The sequence below is a fragment of the Coprococcus sp. RTP21281st1_F1_RTP21281_210402 genome, from assembly GCF_040915325.1.
GTDB classification, from domain to species: Bacteria; Bacillota; Clostridia; order Lachnospirales; family Lachnospiraceae; genus Coprococcus; species Coprococcus aceti.
Map to the genome: position 1 here is coordinate 37,911 of NZ_JBCPDQ010000006.1, position 18,531 is coordinate 56,441.

Consider the following 18,531-nt stretch of genomic DNA (forward strand, 5'->3'; position numbering starts at 1 on the left):
GTGTATACTGTGGAGAAAAGGGTGAGACTAGCTATGCGTATGGCTCAAAGCTCACGCGTAAGAGCATATCGTCAGCAAAGGTTACACTTAACAAGACAGAATATACATATGATGGTAATTCGAAGAAGCCGGCTGTAACAGTAAAGCTTGGCGACAAAACGCTGGAGAAGGATACAGATTATACGGTTTCATACAATAAGAACAAAGCAGCCGGAACAGCAGAGGCTGTAATTATAGGCGCTGGCACATATCAGGGACAGAAGACGATCAATTTTACGATCAAAAAGGCGCCGAACAGCATAACGCTGAAAAAGCGCAGCTACAGAATAGAGATGTCAACCAGCTCGAAGAGAATATCTATTTCACAGAGCGTGAGCGCACGTGCCGGAAAGCTCAGCTACAGCTCGGATAAAAAAGCTGTAAAGGTAGACTCTGCTGGAACAATAACGATCGCAGCCCGGTATATAGGCAAGGCAAACATCACCGTATATGCTGGAGATTCGAATCATGTGAAGGTGAAGAAGATAATACCTGTTACTGTCAGCCCGAAGATACCAGGTATAAGCCAGATAAAGAGCCCATCGGCTGCGTCTGTAAGATTAAAGTGGGGAAAGATAAGCTGCGCAGATGGCTATCAGATCCAGTATTCAACAACATCAAACTTTAAAAAGGGTACATATGCATTCACGGTGTTAAGCGGTGGAAGCAAGACGACTGCGAGTCTTGGAGCAAAGCAGCGGATTAAAGGCGGAAAAACATATTATGTAAGGGTTAGAAGCTTTTCGAACAAGTTTGGCACAAGATGCTACTCAGCATGGAGCAAGACAAAGTCAGTCAGGGTGAGAAAGTAGCCGGAGATAACATATATATAAAGCTCAGCCTGTGTGATGGATTCAGTAGAAATCACACAGGCTGAGCTTTTCTTAATGTATATTCTTAAGACACATTCTTAATGCATATAGTTACTCGGCGGTCTCGCCACCCGAGGAGATATCGCCTTCGTCTGAACTGTCCTCGCTTGAGCTGTCAGAGCTGTCAGAGCCTGAGCTCTGCTGGGAACCCTCTATTGCAAGCATGGATGCATCAACCTGGGACAGCCCCGCCGGGTCAGCACAGTAATAGTCGCCGTCATCGGTTATCTTCACAGAGACCACAACAGGACTGCGGTAATCCATGTCTGCGGCTTTATTCTGAAGGATATCCGACACGCCCTGGGCAAATTCTTTCTCGTAATCTTCCTTTGTGGTGTTGTTGAAATCGCCGGCGCTGATCTTCTTGTTATAGTCGTCGATATATGCGAACACATCGTCAAATGCCTGATTGAGAATGTCCATAGGATACACGGTCACGTCCACATAGTAGTCGCTTCCGCTCTTATAGGCTCTTGACACCTCGTATTTGGCCTTGGAGTAGATGACCTTTGCGGTCTCGTCAAATATAGCATCCACCTCGTCTGTCTCTGCGTTGTTCAGTGAGTAATGATTGATGAGCTGGCCGGCCAGATAATCTATGCTGTCGCTGTACATGGCTGAGGCGTCCTCCTCGGAGCCGTCGTTGTCCTTCACGTATCCGTCAAAGCTTCCTTTGTAGTTGACGTCGAGAATGTTCTGCATGTATGTCTGATAGGTGGTCTTCTTGCGGTGAAGACAGCCTGTGAGTGATGTCATCACGAGGGTTGCCGCGAGACCTAATATGACAAGTTTTGAATGGTGTTTCATCTATATGATCCTCCGTAAAATTTAAATTCAATGAGCAGTTACAATATAGCATAAAAAAAGTGGTTTGTAATCATAAAAGGTAAAAATACTTTGCTTACAGAATTATGTGTGCTATAATTACGGAGTATCTACAATAGGATTAGTTTTTCGGAGGTAAGGTCATGGCAAAACAGGTAGAAGATGTTGTAACTGACGATAGAGTAGAATCACTGAAGACAGTGAAGTTTGGTGGATATGATAAGGCATCCGTTGATTACTATATTGATGAACTTAAGGAAAAGCACAATAAAGAAGTAGAGGAGCTTAAGGCGAACGTCAACAAGCTCAGCGAGGCTGTTCTGAGTCTCAAGACCATGAGAGAGGTCAATATGACAGAGTCTTCCAAGACCATAGAGACTCTCAAGAAGACCAATTCAGAGCAGGAGAGCGAGATAGAGTCACTCAAGGAGCAGATCAATGCATACAAGCAGAGAGAGCTTGAGAATGCAGGAAGATACGAGTCAATATCAAGAACACTTCTTGAGGCCCGTGAGAGCGCAGACGCACTGATCGCACAGACTGAGAAGGAGTGCACAGACAAGAAGAATACTATAACTGCAGAGCTCGAGGCATACGAGACAGATGTCAAGGAGAGATGCACAAAGCTCCAGACAGATACAGAGATACAGTGCCAGCAGATGTATGATCAGACCGAGGCAAAGTGCAACAGCATGAAGGATGAGGCATACTCAGAGGCAGAGAAGACAAGAAATAAATCTCACGCAGATGCAGAGGCTCTGTCGGCAAAGACAGATTACGAGTGCAAGGTTATGAGAGAGGAAGCTCAGAAGGATGCTGCCAATACAAGAAATGCAGCCACAGATGATGCAACCAGACTTCGCAACAATGTGAAGAAGGAGTGCGAGAGCGTAAGCAGATATATGTCAGATCTTCTGTCATCGCTGGACAATGTTATTTCTGCATGTGCTTCAACAAAGGATGTTGCCGACAAGGCATTTACCGGACTGAAGAGCGAGGCAACTGCTATGGTTAGTGATGCTGAGGATGCACAGTAGTAATATATGATATATGGTAACATGAAACTTTTCTATGTGATGGGACATAGGAAAGTTTTATGTGCATTAAGGGGTAAATAATATACGGGGTGTATAATAATGGGATAAAACTGCACTTGTGCAGTGGATATATGGAGAGATATTTATGGAGATAAACAGACTTAGTGGTTATTCAGATTTTCTGGGAATAGTTGAATATCCTGCGGTTGTGTTCTGCGAGGATGGTGAAGTCCTCAGCATAAACAATGCCGCAGTTAAGATCGTGGGTTCGGATGTTGAATCCATTGCCATGGAGCCGGATAAGTTTATGGTCAGCGATGAGTTCTGGCCGACACTTGACGACAAGAAGGCTATCATATGGCACAGACTTGGACTTATAGTTAACGACAAGGACAGATATGTAGTCAGTGGATTTGTCAACCAGTTTGAATATGGTGACAAGAAGGCGTATATGGTATTGTTTGAGCTTCGATCAGACGTTACGATAGGAAGCGTGAGTCTTGAGAGGATCATAAACCATATAGGCGTTATAGCTCTGTATCTGTATAAGCCGGAGGGTGTATGGAGAACGAGATACGTATCTAAGAACATATCTGAGTATGGATATACAGATGGCAATTTCTACAGTGGGCTGGTGGGACTCAGCGACCTGCTCCCTAAGAGTGATTATGATCTTCTGATCGGACAGCTCTACAAGGTTCAGAATACCGGAGTGGATGATTTTGAGATGGAGACTAGGATCGTATCAGCTCACAGAGATATAAATAAGATGAGACTTAAGTGTCACATCGTGAGAACCACAGATGGCGACATGGATGGAATAGAGCTCCTGTTCATAAAGGACAAGGAGACTGGATACAATGAGGATCAGGCGGCGTATATATTATCTGCCATGTCTAAGATCAAGAGCTTTGTCATGGTACAGCAGTACGAGAATGGCAGACCGATCTTCAAGTATATAACCCCGAACGCCAAGCAGATGGGAATAAATGTGGATGCCATCAAGCTTGGTGACAGACTCATAGAGGATTATATCCATCCGAAGGACAGAAGCAGGGTTATGGCGAATGTCAGAAACGCCACGAAGCGCGAGGACAAGGACTACGAGGAAGAGTTCAGGATAGTCAACGACAGAGGCGAGGTTATCTGGGTGAAGTCCCAGAGCTCTGTGACACAGGCGGCTGATAACACATACACGGTTGAGTATTTTATATCTGATATTACGGACAAGAAGGCTCTTGAGAACAGTGTTGAGCGCGCTAAGAAGGAGTTCGATGACAAGCTCTCATACATTATGAAGACAAATACTCAGTCGGATGAGGAAAGGAATCAGATAGATATCGAGAAGTGGACTCTGATAACGAAGGCGTTCTCTGCACTCACAGGACTTTATACAACTATCATAGATCCTGTGGGCAAGAAGATGGTTGAGCCGGCCGGCCCTCAGAAGCATATGGGTTATTTCTATGATATGTTTGAGAAGCCTCAGTATAAGCAGATATATATGAAGTTAAATGAGGTAGTTCTCAGGAACAATGTTCCGGTTATGATGGAAATGGACGATGACATCACGGGAAGTATGATCTGTGGTGCACCGATCATGATAGATGGCAAGCATGTGGCAACATGGATATGCTGCTCATATGATGACGAGGATGCGAAGAAAATGGAGAGCGTATACAAGGTGCAGTGGCAGCTTGGACGCATTTTCTCCGAATACGCATTCAGCTCTCAGATCCTGGCAAAGGAGGCGATCCGTGCCAAGTCAGAGGAGGTCATAATGGAGAACAAGCTGCAGTGGCAGAAGATTCTGCTTGATGCCCTGAACACTTCAGATAAGAGCTCCCAGCAGGTTATCAATGACGTGATAGCACAGGTGGGCGAGGTCTTAAATGCTGACGTGGCAGCCCTGTATGTGAAGGACAAGCAGGGAGATCTGGATTGCCAGTATATCTGGTCCAAGAATCAGAGCATGTCTGCGGAGGAGTATGTGACAGAGTGGCAGCGCGCCAACATGAAGTTCAGATCATGGCAGAATGGTCAGGGCTCGGGCAAGCTGGTGGACAAGGGATACCTTGTGATAGATGCAAAGCATATGGATGAAGCAGCTAAGAAGATCATGTCAGGGGGTCCTGTTAAGAGCTTTACCGCAGTTCCTGTGTATGTCAATGGCAATTATGGAGCGGTATTTGTGCTGGCGAATACCTCTATCAACAAATTGTGGACCACAGAGGAGATTGAATTTGTAAAGCAGACAGGTGATGTACTCAGAAGTGCCCTTGAGAAGATAGAGAGCGATGACAGCGTTAAACGCATAAACAGTGTTCTCCTCGATACATATAACTATATTGATGAGGGTATATTTATTAGAGAAGTTGATACTGGAAGAGTGCTGTTCTCGAACAGGACTCTGAACGATATGCTTGGATATGATTTTACAGACAAGGACAGTAAGCTCCTTATAGAGAATCTCAGAGATAAGTACAAGCTCATGGGAGGTCCGGATCAGCATCTGGCTACGGACAGCAAGGAGGTCAACTGGAGAAGCTATATAAGAAGTCTCGACAAGATCATGGATTTGACTGAAGTTAGCATGAAATGGCTTGACGGCAGCAATGCATCTCTTGTAATATTAAGGGACGTGAACGAATAGAAGGGAGACTTGTGATGGCAAGCGCAGATATTGGTATAGATTTAGGTACAGCCAGTATACTGGTGTATGTGAAAGGCAAAGGAGTCGTACTCAAGGAGCCTTCAGTAGTTGCATACGACAGGGATACTAATAAGATAGTGGCTATTGGTGAAGAGGCGAGACTTATGCTTGGAAGAACTCCGGGTAATATAGTGGCCATCAGACCTCTCAGGCAGGGCGTAATCTCTGATTATACGATAACAGAGAAGATGCTCAAGTATTTCATACAGAAGGCTGTCGGAAGGAGTTATTTTGGAAGACGACCTAGGATCAGCGTATGTGTACCTTCTCAGGTTACAGAGGTTGAGAAGAAGGCAGTTGAGGATGCAACTTATGCGGCCGGTGCCAGGGATGTGTCTATAATTGAGGAGCCTGTGGCAGCAGCCATTGGCGCAGGAATAGATATATACAGACCATGTGGTAACATGATAGTTGATATAGGTGGTGGAACTGCCGATATAGCAGTCATCTCTCTGGGAGGTCCTGTTGTCAGTGCATCCATTAAGGTGGCCGGAGATGATTTTGATGAGGCAGTTGTCAGATTCATGAGAAAGAAGCATAACCTTCTCATAGGAGAGAGAACCGCCGAGGAGATCAAGATCAAGATAGGTACATGTTACAGAAGACCTGAGAATATAACGTTGGATATACGAGGCAGAAACCTTGTAACCGGTCTTCCGAAGACTGTTACGGTCACATCGGATGAGACGGAGGAGGCACTTCGTGAGCCTGCGTCCCAGATATGTGAAGCTGTTCATTCAGTTCTGGAGAGAACTCCTCCTGAGCTTGCTGCTGATATTGCAGATCGTGGTATAGTTCTGACTGGTGGTGGTGCGCTGCTCCACGGACTTGAGGAGCTGCTTGAGGAGAAGACAGGAATAACCACCATGACAGCGGAGGATCCACTCAGAGCGGTGGCCATTGGTACAGGAAAGTACATCGAGCTTCTCAGCGAGAAGAACAATTAAGACAGGAGCTGAGGACTCAGTCTTCAGAGGAGAGAAAACTTGGTAAGAGAAGGTTACGTAGAGAAAGTTATATATAAGAATGAAGACAATGGGTACGCCGTCTTCGCCGTTGAGGGCGAGGACGGCGAAGATATTTTTGTGGGGAATCTTCACGGCGTTGCAGAGGGGATCTATGTATCGGCGGAGGGGGATTATGTAGAGCATCCAACTTATGATTTGCAGTTCAAATTCACCTCATGTGAGATCAAGATGCCGGATGATGTGCTCAGTATTGAGAAGTACCTCGGTTCGGGCATCATAAAGGGTGTCGGAGAGGCTCTGGCAAAACGTATAGTGAAGAAGTTCCGCATGGACTCACTCAGGATAATCGAGGAAGAGCCGGAGCGCCTTGCGGAGATACGTGGAATATCAGAGAGGAAGGCCAGAGACATTGCCGTGTCATACAACGAGAAGAAAGAGATGCAGGATGCGCTCATGTTCCTGACCGGTCTCAATATCCCGGTGAACCTCGCTGTAAAGATCTACAATGAATACGGTGACGAAGTGTACGACATAGTGAGGACAAATCCCTATAAGATAGCAGAGGATATAACGGGCGTTGGATTCAGGACAGCGGACGAGATTGCGGACAGACTTGGTATCGGAAGAGATTCGGATTTCAGGGTAAGAGCCGCTATTATGTATGCCCTATCCGGTGCAAATGGACTTGGCCATATGTATATTCCCCAGAAGATGCTGGTAGACAAGACATATTCATTGCTGATGAATGAGTACATGCCATATGATCCGGAGCTTGAGATGTCTATATGCAATCAGATACTTGAGCTCAGCGTTGCCGGCAAGATAATCATAAAGGAGTTGAAGGACGATCCAGATTCAGGGGAGCTCCCAGATGTGAGCCTTGATGATCCGGTGGCTGACATAGACATGGATTTGCTGGATACGGAGTCAGAGTCAAACGTGACAAATGCCGTGTATGCAGCACCTAATTATTATATGGAGCTCAATTCGGCAAGACTTCTGTGTGAGCTCAACATAGATTTCTCAAAGGCAAAGCTCAAGATAGACAAGGTTGTTGAGACGGTAGAAAAGTCAGAGAATATGAAGCTGGCTGATGCCCAGAGACTTGCCATAAGAAATGCCGTGGATCACGGCGTTGCGGTCATAACCGGAGGCCCCGGAACCGGAAAGACAACGATCATAAATGTACTTATCAAGATATACGAGAGCTTCAGGATGAAGATAGTTCTCGCTGCGCCTACAGGACGTGCAGCCAAGAGGATAACAGAGGCCACAGGATACGGAGCACAGACCATACACAGAATGCTCGAGCTTACGGGCGGAGTGGAAGGAGAAGAGACTTCTGCGTATACATTTATGCGGAATGAGAGCAATCCACTTGAGGCCGATGTTATCATAATAGATGAGATGTCCATGGTTGACAGCAGCATTTTCTACAGTCTGCTCAAGGCTGTGGCTCCGGGCACAAGACTTGTGCTTGTGGGTGATTCGGATCAGCTTCCGTCAGTTGGCCCGGGAAATGTGCTCAAGGATATCATAGCGTCCGGTGTGTTCAGCGTGTCGGTGCTGGACAGGATATACAGACAGGGCGAGGACAGCGATATCATAGGCAATGCCCACAGGATAAAGGATGGAGAGCATGTGGAGATCAAGAACAAGAGCAGGGATTTCTTCTTTGTTCCAAGGAATGGCTACAATGAGATCGTGGCAGAGCTCAAGGTGCTTCTGACAAAGCAGCTTCCATCATATTTTGGTGTGGATAAATCGGATATACAGGTGCTGACACCTATGCGTAAGTATGATATGGGTGTTGAGAACCTCAACAAGCAGCTTCAGGATGTCCTCAATCCGGAGGGGCACGGAAAACCCGAGCATGACCGGGGCGATGTGGTGTTCAGACAGGGCGATAAGGTCATGCAGGTCAAGAACAATTACAAGCAGGAGTGGAAGATACTGGATCCGTCGGGCAGATTTGCCAAGGAGGAAGGAGTCGGAGTGTTCAACGGCGATATTGGATTTGTAAAGGCTGTTGACGACTACGAGCAGAGGATCGTGGTGGAATTTGACGATGGAAGACAGACTGAGTATCCATACAACCAGCTTGAGGAGCTTGAGCATGCATTTGCGATAACCATACATAAGTCGCAGGGAAGTGAGTATCCCGTGGTTGTGATCCCGCTTCTCAGATGCCCACCTAAGCTTTTGAACAGAAACCTGCTGTATACGGCGGTGACGAGAGCCAGAAGAAGCGTGGTCATAGTGGGCAATATAGGACTGGTAAATACGATGATAGACAATGAGGATGAACAGAAGAGATACACCTCATTTGCACTGAGACTCAGGGAGATGGAGAGAAGATGAAACGATGCGCAGATAAGTTCGGGTTCGGACGACTGCTCACGGATCTCCTGTATCCCCGCCGGTGTGCGATATGTGACGAGGTGCTTCCGATGGGAGAAGGGCTGATATGCAGAGGGCATAACAGCCTTCCCTATGTGAAGACTCCGTCATGTATGGTGTGCGGCAAGGAGGTCGACAGTGAAGAGCGGGAGCTCTGTCTGGACTGTGAAAAACATTCAAGAAATTTCGAAAGAGGTTTCCCCGTATTTAATTACGTGGAACCCGTCAAAGCCAGTGTTCTGGCGATAAAATACCATAACAAAAAAGAATATTGTGATTTCTACGGAGCTCAGATGGCGGAGAAGGTGCGCCCGTATGTCAGAAGGTATGGAATAGATGCGGTCACCTGTGTACCTTTGCACAGGAGAAAGCAGAGACAGCGCGGCTACAATCAGGCGGCTGTACTGGCGAAGGTTGTCGCTGATGAACTGGGGCTTCCATTCTGTGAGGATATGCTGGTGAGAAGAAAGTACACCACACCGCAGAAGAAATTGGACAACCTGGAGAGGGCAAACAACATAAAGACATCCATGGACATAGGCAGAGTGTACCCGGAGTACAGAAATATCCTGCTTGTGGATGACATATATACAACCGGTGTCACCATAGACGTGTGCGCCGGCCTTCTGAAGAAAGCCGGCGCACGCCATGTATATTATTCATCTGTATGTGTTGGCAAGGGGTGTTAGTCCTCGTCTGTATCGTCAACTATATGGAAGTCCTCGTCGCTCTTCTCTTCCTCCTCCGGCATGTACTCGTTGAAGATGTGTACAAATACCAGTGAGCACAGATAAGCGTGAAGTCCTGCGACACATATGAGCATAAGACCGAGCACGGTGGAGCTGAAATAGCATCCCGCTGCGATCGCTGCCGTTATCGCAACCATGAGAAGTGTCCATGGAAGATTCTTGATGGACATGAGGAATGCGTTCTTGATGGTCGCTTTGACTGTGTTCTCAAACTGCGCCTGAAGTGGGAATACATACAGGACAGTGAACAGGTAGATAAGTGACATGATGGTGAATATGACCAGCATACTCTTGATGTTCCTGCTCACGGCGAACCACATGTCAAATGCACACAGGACACCGGCAAGCAGAGCCAGAACTCCTATCCCTGTAGCCTGTTTGAAATTCTCCCTGAAGCTCTTGAAGAACAGCTTGACCACGCCGCCCTGACCGTTTCTGATGCATTTCATGGTGGTGTAGTAGAGTGCTGTGGTCGATGCACCTATCGTGAGGATTGGCAAGGAAGTCAGCAGCCACAGAAAATGCAATATTACTATATCGCACACTATGGTTAGAAAATTCATGATAGGATTATCTGTCGATAATGATCTGTTCAAAATAAAATACCTCTCTTTCTTTATCCAAAAAAAATTACAAGCCTAAGCCATCAGATCTTCCTTTGTAAGGGTCTCAAGTGTGGCTACGTCAATGTTGTCCATGGAAACTATTCTAGTGGCCTGCCTGGATATGGCGGATTCCATAAAGTTACGGACTTCACGGGCGTTGGCAAATGTATCGTCGTGATGTGCGGCTTTGTCGTGCCAGTATTCTGAGGCGTATGCGCGGGCATCATCGTCCAGCTTGTATTCCTGCTTGGAACACATGCTCTCGAAGATGGACATAAGCTCGTCCCCGGTGTAATCCTCAAATGTGATGAATTTGTTGAATCTGGAACGAAGTCCCGGGTTGGAGCTCAGGAACCGTTCCATGAGATCCGGGTAGCCGGCAACTATGACTATGAGATCATCTCTGTGATCCTCCATAGCTTTGAGCAGCGTGTCCACTGCCTCCTGGCCGAAATCATTCTCACCCTTGCCTGCGGTGAGAGTATAAGCCTCATCTATAAATAAGATCCCGCCGAGGGCTGATTCTATGACCTCGGTTGTCTTGACGGCTGTCTGACCAATATATCCCACAACAAGTCCGCCTCTGTCGACCTCGACAAGCTGTCCTCTTGACAGTATGCCCAGACCCTTATAGATATTTGCAAGAAGTCTTGCCACCGTGGTCTTTCCTGTTCCCGGATTGCCGGAGAATACAAGGTGGAGAGATACGGACGGTTGTTTCATGCCGTTTTCCTCGCGGAGCTTCTTGATCTTCAGAAGGTTTACGAGGTTGGTGATGTCCTTCTTCACGCTCTCGAGACCGGTCATGGAATTCAGTTCCTCGAGAAGAGTGTCCACATCCTTGACGGGTTCAGCCCTTTCGGAAGCTGTCGACTTAGCCGGAGTCTGTGAGACTGGGGAAGCACTCTTTGGGAGTGCGTTGTACTTGTCGAGCAGTGGGCTTGGATCTATGGCGTACAGGTTCATGGACTTGAGATATTTGTCGAGCATGAGGCAGTAGCCTGTGAGCCTTGCTATCTCGTTGTCGTCAGTCATGTTGTTGCAGGCGATGAATTCCTGACCCATGAGCTTGAACATTCTGACGTAATCTCTGGAACGGTATACTGATCTGGGATTTACCTTTGCCCGGGCCAGATCGCCCTGTACAAAATATGTAAGGGATCTAGGTGGTGTCACGGCAAAATCCCCGGTTGTTCTCTCATATTTGAATGTGCGGAATTTGTCTGTTGTAAAGTGCTGGTTCAGGTATTCGCGGACAAATTTTATCTCCAGGGTAAGTTCTGCCTGGTCGGAGCTGGACAGATATGCAAGAAACTGAAGCAGGTCAAACTGAAGCATCTCTCTTGTCTTGAGTCCTGTCTTCTGGCGCGCACCGTAGCCGTCGTTGTCCAGCGAATCGGCATAGGAATAGCAGTTGTCCAGTTCGGCTTTTAGTGAGTAATTCATAAGTTGTTCCCCATCCTTTCCATAAAGCACATAATTGTATCTATTGTAAAGCCTTTGGCCCATGTAATCAAATAAAGTTTTGCCTGGTTAATCCATTTATTGTGTCATATTTGTATTTTGTATGATAAAATAGCAGTTATATGAGCAAAATTTACACCAAAAGGTGACAAAAGCGACAGGAGACAGACGATATGAGATTCAGACCATGCATAGACATACACAATGGACAGGTAAAGCAGATAGTTGGAGGCAGTCTCTGTGATGAGGGTGACAGAGCAGATGAAAACTTTGTATCACAGAAGGACGGAGACTTCTTTGCTGAACTGTACAAAAGCTATGGACTTAAGGGTGGTCATATCATACTTCTCAATCCTGCGTCCAGCGAATACTATGACGCCGATGTAAGACAGGCACAGCTCGCTCTGGCTGCATATCCGGGAGGACTGCAGATAGGCGGGGGAATAAATGCTGACAATGCACAGTGGTTCATAGATATGGGTGCGTCACATGTCATAGCCACATCATTTGTGTTCAGGGATGGAGAGATCAACTACGACAACCTGAAGGCACTTGAGAAGGCTGTGGGCAGAGAGCATCTGGTGCTGGATCTGTCCTGCCGGAAGAGGGACGGAGAGTATTATATTGTCACTGACAGATGGCAGAAATTTACAAATGTAAAGGTGGAGGAGGCAACGCTTGACCGGCTCTCAGAATACTGCGACGAGTATCTCGTTCATGCGGTGGATGTGGAGGGCAAGGCGTCAGGCATAGAGACCCATGTTGCGGACATGCTTGGAAGATGGGGAAAGCTGCCGATGACATATGCCGGAGGTGTGGCATCATTTGACGATCTGGAACAGCTCAGAAGTCTCGGAAGGAACAGGATAGACGTGACCATAGGGAGTGCACTGGATATCTTTGGGGGACATATGGCGTTTCAGGAGATTATAAGGTTTATGGAGGGTTAACATGGCAAAGATGAAGAAGGTACTGGCCATTGCGATGGCTGCGGCTATGGGTATGTCCATGCTGGCTGGCTGCGGAGGTCAGGGCAAGGACGATGTGACAGAGGCGACAAGCCAGGCGGAGACCAGCGAGGCTGCGACCTCGGAGGAGAAGACAGAGGAGGCTGCTTCGGAGGAGGCTGAACAGGAGAAGACAGAGGTCAAGGCAGGGGATGTCCTGATAGACCTGAACTTTGATGACAATGACACGGACGAGTGCCATACATATTCAAATGGCGGACAGGCCGTACTCGGAGCAGAGAACGGAGAACTGTGTCTGGATATAACCGGAACAGGAAGCCTGGATTATGCGAACCAGATATACTATGACGGATTTGAGCTCAACCAGGACTGTGTGTATGAGCTGTCATTTGACGTGCACAGCACCATTGAGAGAGGAATTCAGTATAGACTTCAGATAAATGGCGGTGATTACCACGCTTATGTGATGGATGACATAACGATAGGCACTGAGACACAGCACATATCCAACCAGTTCACCATGAGTGAGGCATCGGATCCGGCACCTAGAATGTGTATGAATCTGGGACATTTCGAGGGTGTTGGTGATGACAGCGTGCCTCACAAGGTATACTTTGACAATATCAAGCTCACTGTAGTTGACGCCTCAAGCGCACAGAGCGTTGAGGGTATTCCTGATCCAAAGCTGGTTGGCATCAACCAGATGGGTTACGGCAAGGATGCGAAGAAGCTTGCCACAGTGACTGACAGAGACGCCAAGAGCTACGAGGTAAAGAGCGTCGCTGATGACAAGGTAGTCAGCAAGGGTGACGTATCTGGCTGGGATTACGATCCTGCTGTGGGCGACAAATGTGCGGTTATAGATTTCTCTGATGTCAAGGATCAGGGTACATACAAGATAGTTCTCGACACCGGAGCAGAATCATACGAGTTCCCTGTTGGGGATGGCGTGTATGACGATATATACAAGGCGTCAGTGCTCATGTTCTATGACCAGAGATGTGGAACAGAGCTTGATTCAGCCATAGCCGGTGATTTTGCACACGCTGCATGTCACACGGGAACTGCCATAGTGTACGGCTCAGATGTTGCAAAGGATGTGACCGGCGGATGGCATGATGCCGGAGACTACGGAAGATATGTTGTTCCGGGCGCAAAGGCGGTACAGGATCTGCTCCTTACATATGAGGATTCAGAGTATGCGGCAAAGGACGACGCTATCGGAATACCTGAGAGCGGCAACGGTGTTCCTGACGTTCTGGATGAGGTCAGATACGAGCTTGACTGGATGCTCAAGATGCAGGATGAGACCAGCGGCGGAGTTTATCACAAGGTTACCGGAGAGGTGTTCCCTGAGATGGTGGCTGCTGTTGAGGAGACTGCACAGATGATACTCTCACCTATATCCAACACAGCAACAGGCGATTTTGCGGCTGTTATGGCAAAGGCTTCAGTTGTATACAGAAAGTACGATGCAGCATTTGCAGATTCATGTCTTGCTGCAGCTCAGAAGGCATGGAAGTATCTTGAGCAGCATCAGGGAGATGCAGGCTTTAAGAACGTTGGAAGCATAGTTACAGGTGAGTATCCTGACAGCAATGACAGCGATGAGTACCTGTGGGCAGCAGCGGAGCTGTATATCGCAACAGGTGATGAGAGCTACAATGATTATGTGAAGACAGCCATCGAGGGAAGCGTTAAGTACGGCCTTGGATGGGCGGATGTCGGATATTATGGAATATATGACTACTGTGTAAATGTAAAGGACTGCGCAGCAGAGAAGGAGATACTTAAGAAGGGTGCTGACAAGCTTGTAGATAACTATGCCGGCAGCGGCTTCGGTTCAACAACAGGCGGCTCTTATGTATGGGGAAGCAACATGGTCGTTGCGGATAACGGAATCCTTCTGCTCATGGCATCAAAGGTTCTGGGCGACGATTCATATGTGGACTATGCGGCAGACCAGCTCAACTATATACTTGGAAGAAATGCAGTCAGCTACTGTTATGTGACAGGATATGGTTCACAGACTCCTGAGAATCCACACCACAGACCTTCAGAGTCACTGGGCAAGGCAATGCCTGGAATGCTTGTGGGCGGTGCCGATGGAAACCTTGAGGATCCATATGCGAAGGCTGTTCTTGCAAAGATTCCAAAGGAAAGATGCTATGTCGACAACGCACAGAGTTATTCATGTAATGAGGTAACGATCTACTGGAATTCACCTCTTGTATATCTTCTTGCGAACTTCAAGTAGCGAATATTTAAGAATATGTAACTATAATTAGTACATCATATTTGATATAACTATTGAATATCATGTAAGGAATCGGTATGGAAATATGAATGAATATGTAGACAAAATAAAAAAGCTTATGGAGAAAGAGATGGTCAGATATGTTATAGCCGGAGGAATGACCACGGCTGTGAATCTTGTATCATTCTTTGTGTTGAGACTTGTGACGGATCTGTCGCGAAGTGCGGCGAATATCATAGCGATAATGCTTGCCATATTATTTGCCTACTTTGCAAATGGATTTTACGTGTTCAGGTCGGAGCAGAGGAAGAGTGTAGGCCGGATCATAAGGGAGTTCATATCATTTGTGGGCATGCGTCTGTTTGCCATGGTGGTGGAGGTCGTTGGAACCAACCTGCTGTGCGACTCCTTCAGATACAATGAGTTTATATCAAAGATAATAATTCAGGTAGTTGTACTTGTAATAAACTATATATTCAGCAAATGCTTCGTATTTAAGAAGGATAAAAAGCCTGTAAAGGATATATTGGCTGACAACTATATCATGATAATCGCTTTTATCATCCCGGCTATATTTATGTTCGTGCTGTGGGTGGTGGCGGAGATAGGGCCATTTGGCGGACACAGCCTTACCATGGTGGACAGTCTTCACCAGTATCTGCCATTCTTCTCTGATTATCATGACAAACTGGTGAACGAGGGAAGCCTGTTCTATACATGGGACATAGGCATGGGAAGCAATCTGCTTGACATAATCGCCTACTATATGGCTTGTCCTCTGAACTTTATAATCGTGCTGTTCAGTAGGGAGCATCTGTACATAGCGATGTGCGTGCTCATAAGTATCAAGATAGCTCTGTCCGGTATGACCATGGCGAGCTATCTTGGATACAAGTGCAGGAACAAGAACAACCTGCTCATCATTCCATTTGCTGTGGCATATGCACTCAGCAACTATGTCATAGGATATTCATGGAATCTCATGTGGATGGACTGTATACTGATACTTCCGCTTATCATGCAGGGCTTCGAGCAGATGATGGAGGACGGCAGCAACTACAGACTGTACACACTCAGTCTGTTCTATGGACTTCTGTGTAACTACTATATATGTTTCATGATATGTGTGTTCCTGGTTCTCCAGTTTATACTCACCAATCACAAGAACATATACAAGGGCGCAGAGGACACTTTGAGATTTGCGGGAACATCTGTCATGGCTGCGGCTATGTCTGCGTTTCTGCTGATCCCGGCTTATATCGGGATTAACACCACGGCGTCTGCCACCAGACATTTCCCTAAATGGGAGTGGTACGGAAGCATATGGGATATGATAAAGCAGATGTTTGTCTTGACTGAGCCGATAAAGAGCCAGCAGTTTGACGGCGGTGTGAACCTGTACTGCGGTACATTTGCCATACTGCTGATAGGAATATATATTTTCAATACAAAGATCAAATGGTACGAGAAGCTTAAGAATGTGATACTGATCGTATTTCTCATGATGAGCTTCAACAATACGCTGCTCAACTATATATGGCACGGCTTCCATGATCAGTACGGAATCCCGAACAGATTTTCATTCCTGTTCATCTTCATTCTGCTGAGCATGGGATACGAGGCCATTGCAAATACAGACAAGAAGCAGATACCGGGAATAGCCCTGGGAATCATCGTGGCGTTCGGTTTACTGGTTTATGCAGACAAGAATATTGATATGGACAGGACGGTAATTATCCTCACATGGGTGCTGTTTGCTGTGTACTCGGCGGGAATCCTGGTGCTGGGACTTGTCCGCGGCAAAGGCAGATTCGCAGTGGCAGCTATACTTTCAGTGTTGTGTCTGACTGAGATCGTGTTCAGCGCGGCAAAGGGATACGAGAGCAACGGAACGGTGAACATACCGGATTACTATGGCGATGCTGCTAGTGTGCAGGCCGCTATAGATTCTGTTAAGACAGGCCATTTTCCGTATAGAACGGAGCTCAACAACACCAAGGTGGTGGATGAATCTACCTATTACAATATGCAGGGAGTCAGCCTGTTTGGTTCGACGGTTTCAAATGACCTTGTGAATGCCATGCACGGACTTGGTTTCTACACAGGTGCCAATGAGTTCCTGTTTGACGGAGCAAATCCGGTGTCAAGTTCGGTTCTGGGCATAAGATATTTGTTCAGGAGACAGGATGAGCATATGTCCTACGATATGGACTATGTGGATACAGTGGATGGCGTTGATGTATACCAGAACAGCCGGGCGCTCAAGCTGGGCTTCATGGTGAATAACGAGCTGAAAGACTGGACTTCTGACGCATCGAATATGTTTGACAGTATAAATAATTTCGTGGAAAAGTCGACTGGGGTGGCTGGTACGTTCAGCCAGATATATCCGGAGGTAACTGGCTCTTCAAATGACATCACGATAACACATGACAATCCGTACAGTGAATACTTTGGACTTTCCGATATCACACCGGGTATCGTGAGCTTTGGACTCAGCTTTGACATAACAGAGGAACAGAATGATCTGTACATCATAGCGAACTGCAATGGAATCACCAAGATAAGGATATATGTGAACGGTGAGGAGCAGAATTACGAGAGACTTCAGTACCAGACATACCATGTGGGACATCTGATAAAGGGAACCAACGTGGAGGTCGAGTATTATTTCTCTGCGGGTGTACCTGACAATACATCTGCAAGACTTACGATAGCCACTCTCAACGGTGCTGCATTTGACCAGGCGTATGAGGGATGGGCTGACAATCAGTTAAATATCAACAAATTTGAGGATGGATATGTGAAGGGACATATATCAGTCGATGAGGCTGGCCTGATGTTCACATCCATACCATATGATTCGGGCTGGACTGCCTATGTTGATGGCAGAAAGACCGATATACAGACTGTTGCGGGAGCATTTATCGCACTGGATCTTGAGAAGGGAGACCATGTGATAGAGTTCAAGTATTTCCCTAGAGGACTCAAGAGCGGCCTGATATTCACATTTGCCGGCTGGCTTGTGTTTGCACTGCTTATGAATGCGAAGACCATCAAGGAGAAGCGCGGAAGTAAAAAGGGTAAGCCAGAGGATGAGGATCGGACAGATGATGAAGCAGCGATAGAGTAATGCAGATCTGTAGAAAGATAAAATATACATAATAACGAGGTGGAATGGCTGAAAAGTCATAAAAAGTAGTCCAATATGTACAAAATAACAGAGAAAATTTGTACATTATTCAGCATAAAAAACTATATGAGCGTTGACCTTAATAATTATTTATAATATAATGTATCCATGTGGATATGCATAGGAGTGTCTATGTGGCAAACGCAATATTTATAGAAACAGAGGTGCATTAATGGACAAAATTAAGGAAATTGGGATTAAGCCGCTTGCACTGGCCATGGCTGTTCTGGCTTTGCTGGCGGGAGTGCTGGGAGTCGCCGGTATAGGTGTGGGAGCTATTATATGTGGCGTCCTGGCAGCGGTCGTTGCTGTTCTGGTATTACTGGTATTCGGAGATGGCAACATGGGATCAGCAGGAAAGTCTGATAAGTATAAGAAGCTTTTCATGAACCTTCCTATAGGATTTGCACAGGCGAGGATCGTTAATGATCCTGTCAACGG

The 18,531-nt window shown here is 46.6% G+C and carries 11 protein-coding genes and 2 pseudogenes; 10 read left to right on the top strand and 3 right to left on the bottom strand.

What is annotated here, in order from left to right:
- Window positions 1-851 (top strand): annotated as a pseudogene (locus AB5150_RS09655) (hypothetical protein); the annotation flags it as partial.
- 111 nt (window positions 852-962) lie between these two features.
- Here the strand turns inward: AB5150_RS09655 and AB5150_RS09660 are convergent.
- Window positions 963-1,718, bottom strand: coding sequence for a hypothetical protein (locus tag AB5150_RS09660; RefSeq protein ID WP_015534305.1), 756 nt, complete (start codon window positions 1,716-1,718; stop codon window positions 963-965).
- A gap of 161 nt (window positions 1,719-1,879) precedes the next feature.
- Here AB5150_RS09660 and AB5150_RS09665 point away from each other — a divergent pair, with 161 nt between their 5' ends.
- The 5 genes from AB5150_RS09665 to AB5150_RS09685 all read left to right on the top strand — a co-directional run bounded on the left by AB5150_RS09665 (window position 1,880) and on the right by AB5150_RS09685 (window position 9,543).
- Window positions 1,880-2,773: a hypothetical protein gene (locus AB5150_RS09665; RefSeq protein WP_015534304.1), complete on the top strand. Its 894-nt coding sequence runs from the start codon at window positions 1,880-1,882 to the stop codon at window positions 2,771-2,773.
- Window positions 2,774-2,918: 145 nt separating this feature from the next.
- Window positions 2,919-5,426, top strand: a complete 2,508-nt coding sequence (locus tag AB5150_RS09670; protein ID WP_368291748.1) for a PAS domain-containing protein — start codon at window positions 2,919-2,921, stop codon at window positions 5,424-5,426.
- Window positions 5,427-5,440: 14 nt separating this feature from the next.
- On the top strand, window positions 5,441-6,433 hold the full coding sequence (locus tag AB5150_RS09675) for a rod shape-determining protein (protein ID WP_015534302.1): 993 nt from the start codon (window positions 5,441-5,443) through the stop codon (window positions 6,431-6,433).
- 39 nt (window positions 6,434-6,472) lie between these two features.
- Window positions 6,473-8,815, top strand: coding sequence for an ATP-dependent RecD-like DNA helicase (locus AB5150_RS09680; RefSeq protein ID WP_055146199.1), 2,343 nt, complete (start codon window positions 6,473-6,475; stop codon window positions 8,813-8,815).
- Window positions 8,812-9,543 carry a ComF family protein gene (locus tag AB5150_RS09685; protein ID WP_015534301.1) on the top strand — a complete coding sequence of 244 codons (732 nt, stop codon included), beginning with the start codon at window positions 8,812-8,814 and terminating at the stop codon, window positions 9,541-9,543. The genes AB5150_RS09680 and AB5150_RS09685 overlap by 4 nt, the downstream gene beginning before the upstream one ends.
- On the opposite strand, the gene AB5150_RS09690 is transcribed toward AB5150_RS09685, so the two are convergent.
- Window positions 9,540-10,199: a YesL family protein gene (locus AB5150_RS09690; RefSeq protein ID WP_022217511.1), complete on the bottom strand. Its 660-nt coding sequence runs from the start codon at window positions 10,197-10,199 to the stop codon at window positions 9,540-9,542. The genes AB5150_RS09685 and AB5150_RS09690 overlap by 4 nt on opposite strands.
- A gap of 42 nt (window positions 10,200-10,241) precedes the next feature.
- A complete protein-coding gene (locus tag AB5150_RS09695) occupies window positions 10,242-11,654 on the bottom strand; it encodes an AAA family ATPase (RefSeq protein ID WP_015534300.1) in 1,413 nt (470 codons plus the stop codon).
- 191 nt (window positions 11,655-11,845) lie between these two features.
- Here AB5150_RS09695 and hisA point away from each other — a divergent pair, with 191 nt between their 5' ends.
- From hisA to AB5150_RS09715, 4 genes and pseudogenes are all read left to right on the top strand, one after another.
- On the top strand, window positions 11,846-12,622 hold the full coding sequence (gene hisA, locus AB5150_RS09700; RefSeq protein ID WP_368291749.1) for a phosphoribosylformimino-5-aminoimidazole carboxamide ribotide isomerase: 777 nt from the start codon (window positions 11,846-11,848) through the stop codon (window positions 12,620-12,622).
- 1 nt (window position 12,623) lies between these two features.
- A complete protein-coding gene (locus AB5150_RS09705) occupies window positions 12,624-14,897 on the top strand; it encodes a glycoside hydrolase family 9 protein (protein WP_368291750.1) in 2,274 nt (757 codons plus the stop codon).
- Window positions 14,898-14,982: 85 nt separating this feature from the next.
- Window positions 14,983-18,030 (top strand): YfhO family protein, encoded by a 3,048-nt coding sequence (locus tag AB5150_RS09710; protein WP_368291751.1) that lies wholly within the window; start codon window positions 14,983-14,985, stop codon window positions 18,028-18,030.
- A 232-nt stretch (window positions 18,031-18,262) separates the two neighbouring features.
- Window positions 18,263-18,531, top strand: a pseudogene (locus tag AB5150_RS09715) (hybrid sensor histidine kinase/response regulator); the annotation flags it as partial.

Bases quoted from the DNA above. Each gene is read 5' to 3' on its own strand.
- AB5150_RS09660 (WP_015534305.1), bottom strand. From the start codon at position 1,718: ATGAAACACCATTCAAAACTTGTCATATTAGGTCTCGCGGCAACCCTC.
- AB5150_RS09665 (WP_015534304.1), top strand. From the start codon at position 1,880: ATGGCAAAACAGGTAGAAGATGTTGTAACTGACGATAGAGTAGAATCA.
- AB5150_RS09670 (WP_368291748.1), top strand. From the start codon at position 2,919: ATGGAGATAAACAGACTTAGTGGTTATTCAGATTTTCTGGGAATAGTT.
- AB5150_RS09675 (WP_015534302.1), top strand. From the start codon at position 5,441: ATGGCAAGCGCAGATATTGGTATAGATTTAGGTACAGCCAGTATACTG.
- AB5150_RS09685 (WP_015534301.1), top strand. From the start codon at position 8,812: ATGAAACGATGCGCAGATAAGTTCGGGTTCGGACGACTGCTCACGGAT.
- AB5150_RS09695 (WP_015534300.1), bottom strand. From the start codon at position 11,654: ATGAATTACTCACTAAAAGCCGAACTGGACAACTGCTATTCCTATGCC.
- hisA (WP_368291749.1), top strand. From the start codon at position 11,846: ATGAGATTCAGACCATGCATAGACATACACAATGGACAGGTAAAGCAG.
- AB5150_RS09705 (WP_368291750.1), top strand. From the start codon at position 12,624: ATGGCAAAGATGAAGAAGGTACTGGCCATTGCGATGGCTGCGGCTATG.
- AB5150_RS09710 (WP_368291751.1), top strand. From the start codon at position 14,983: ATGAATGAATATGTAGACAAAATAAAAAAGCTTATGGAGAAAGAGATG.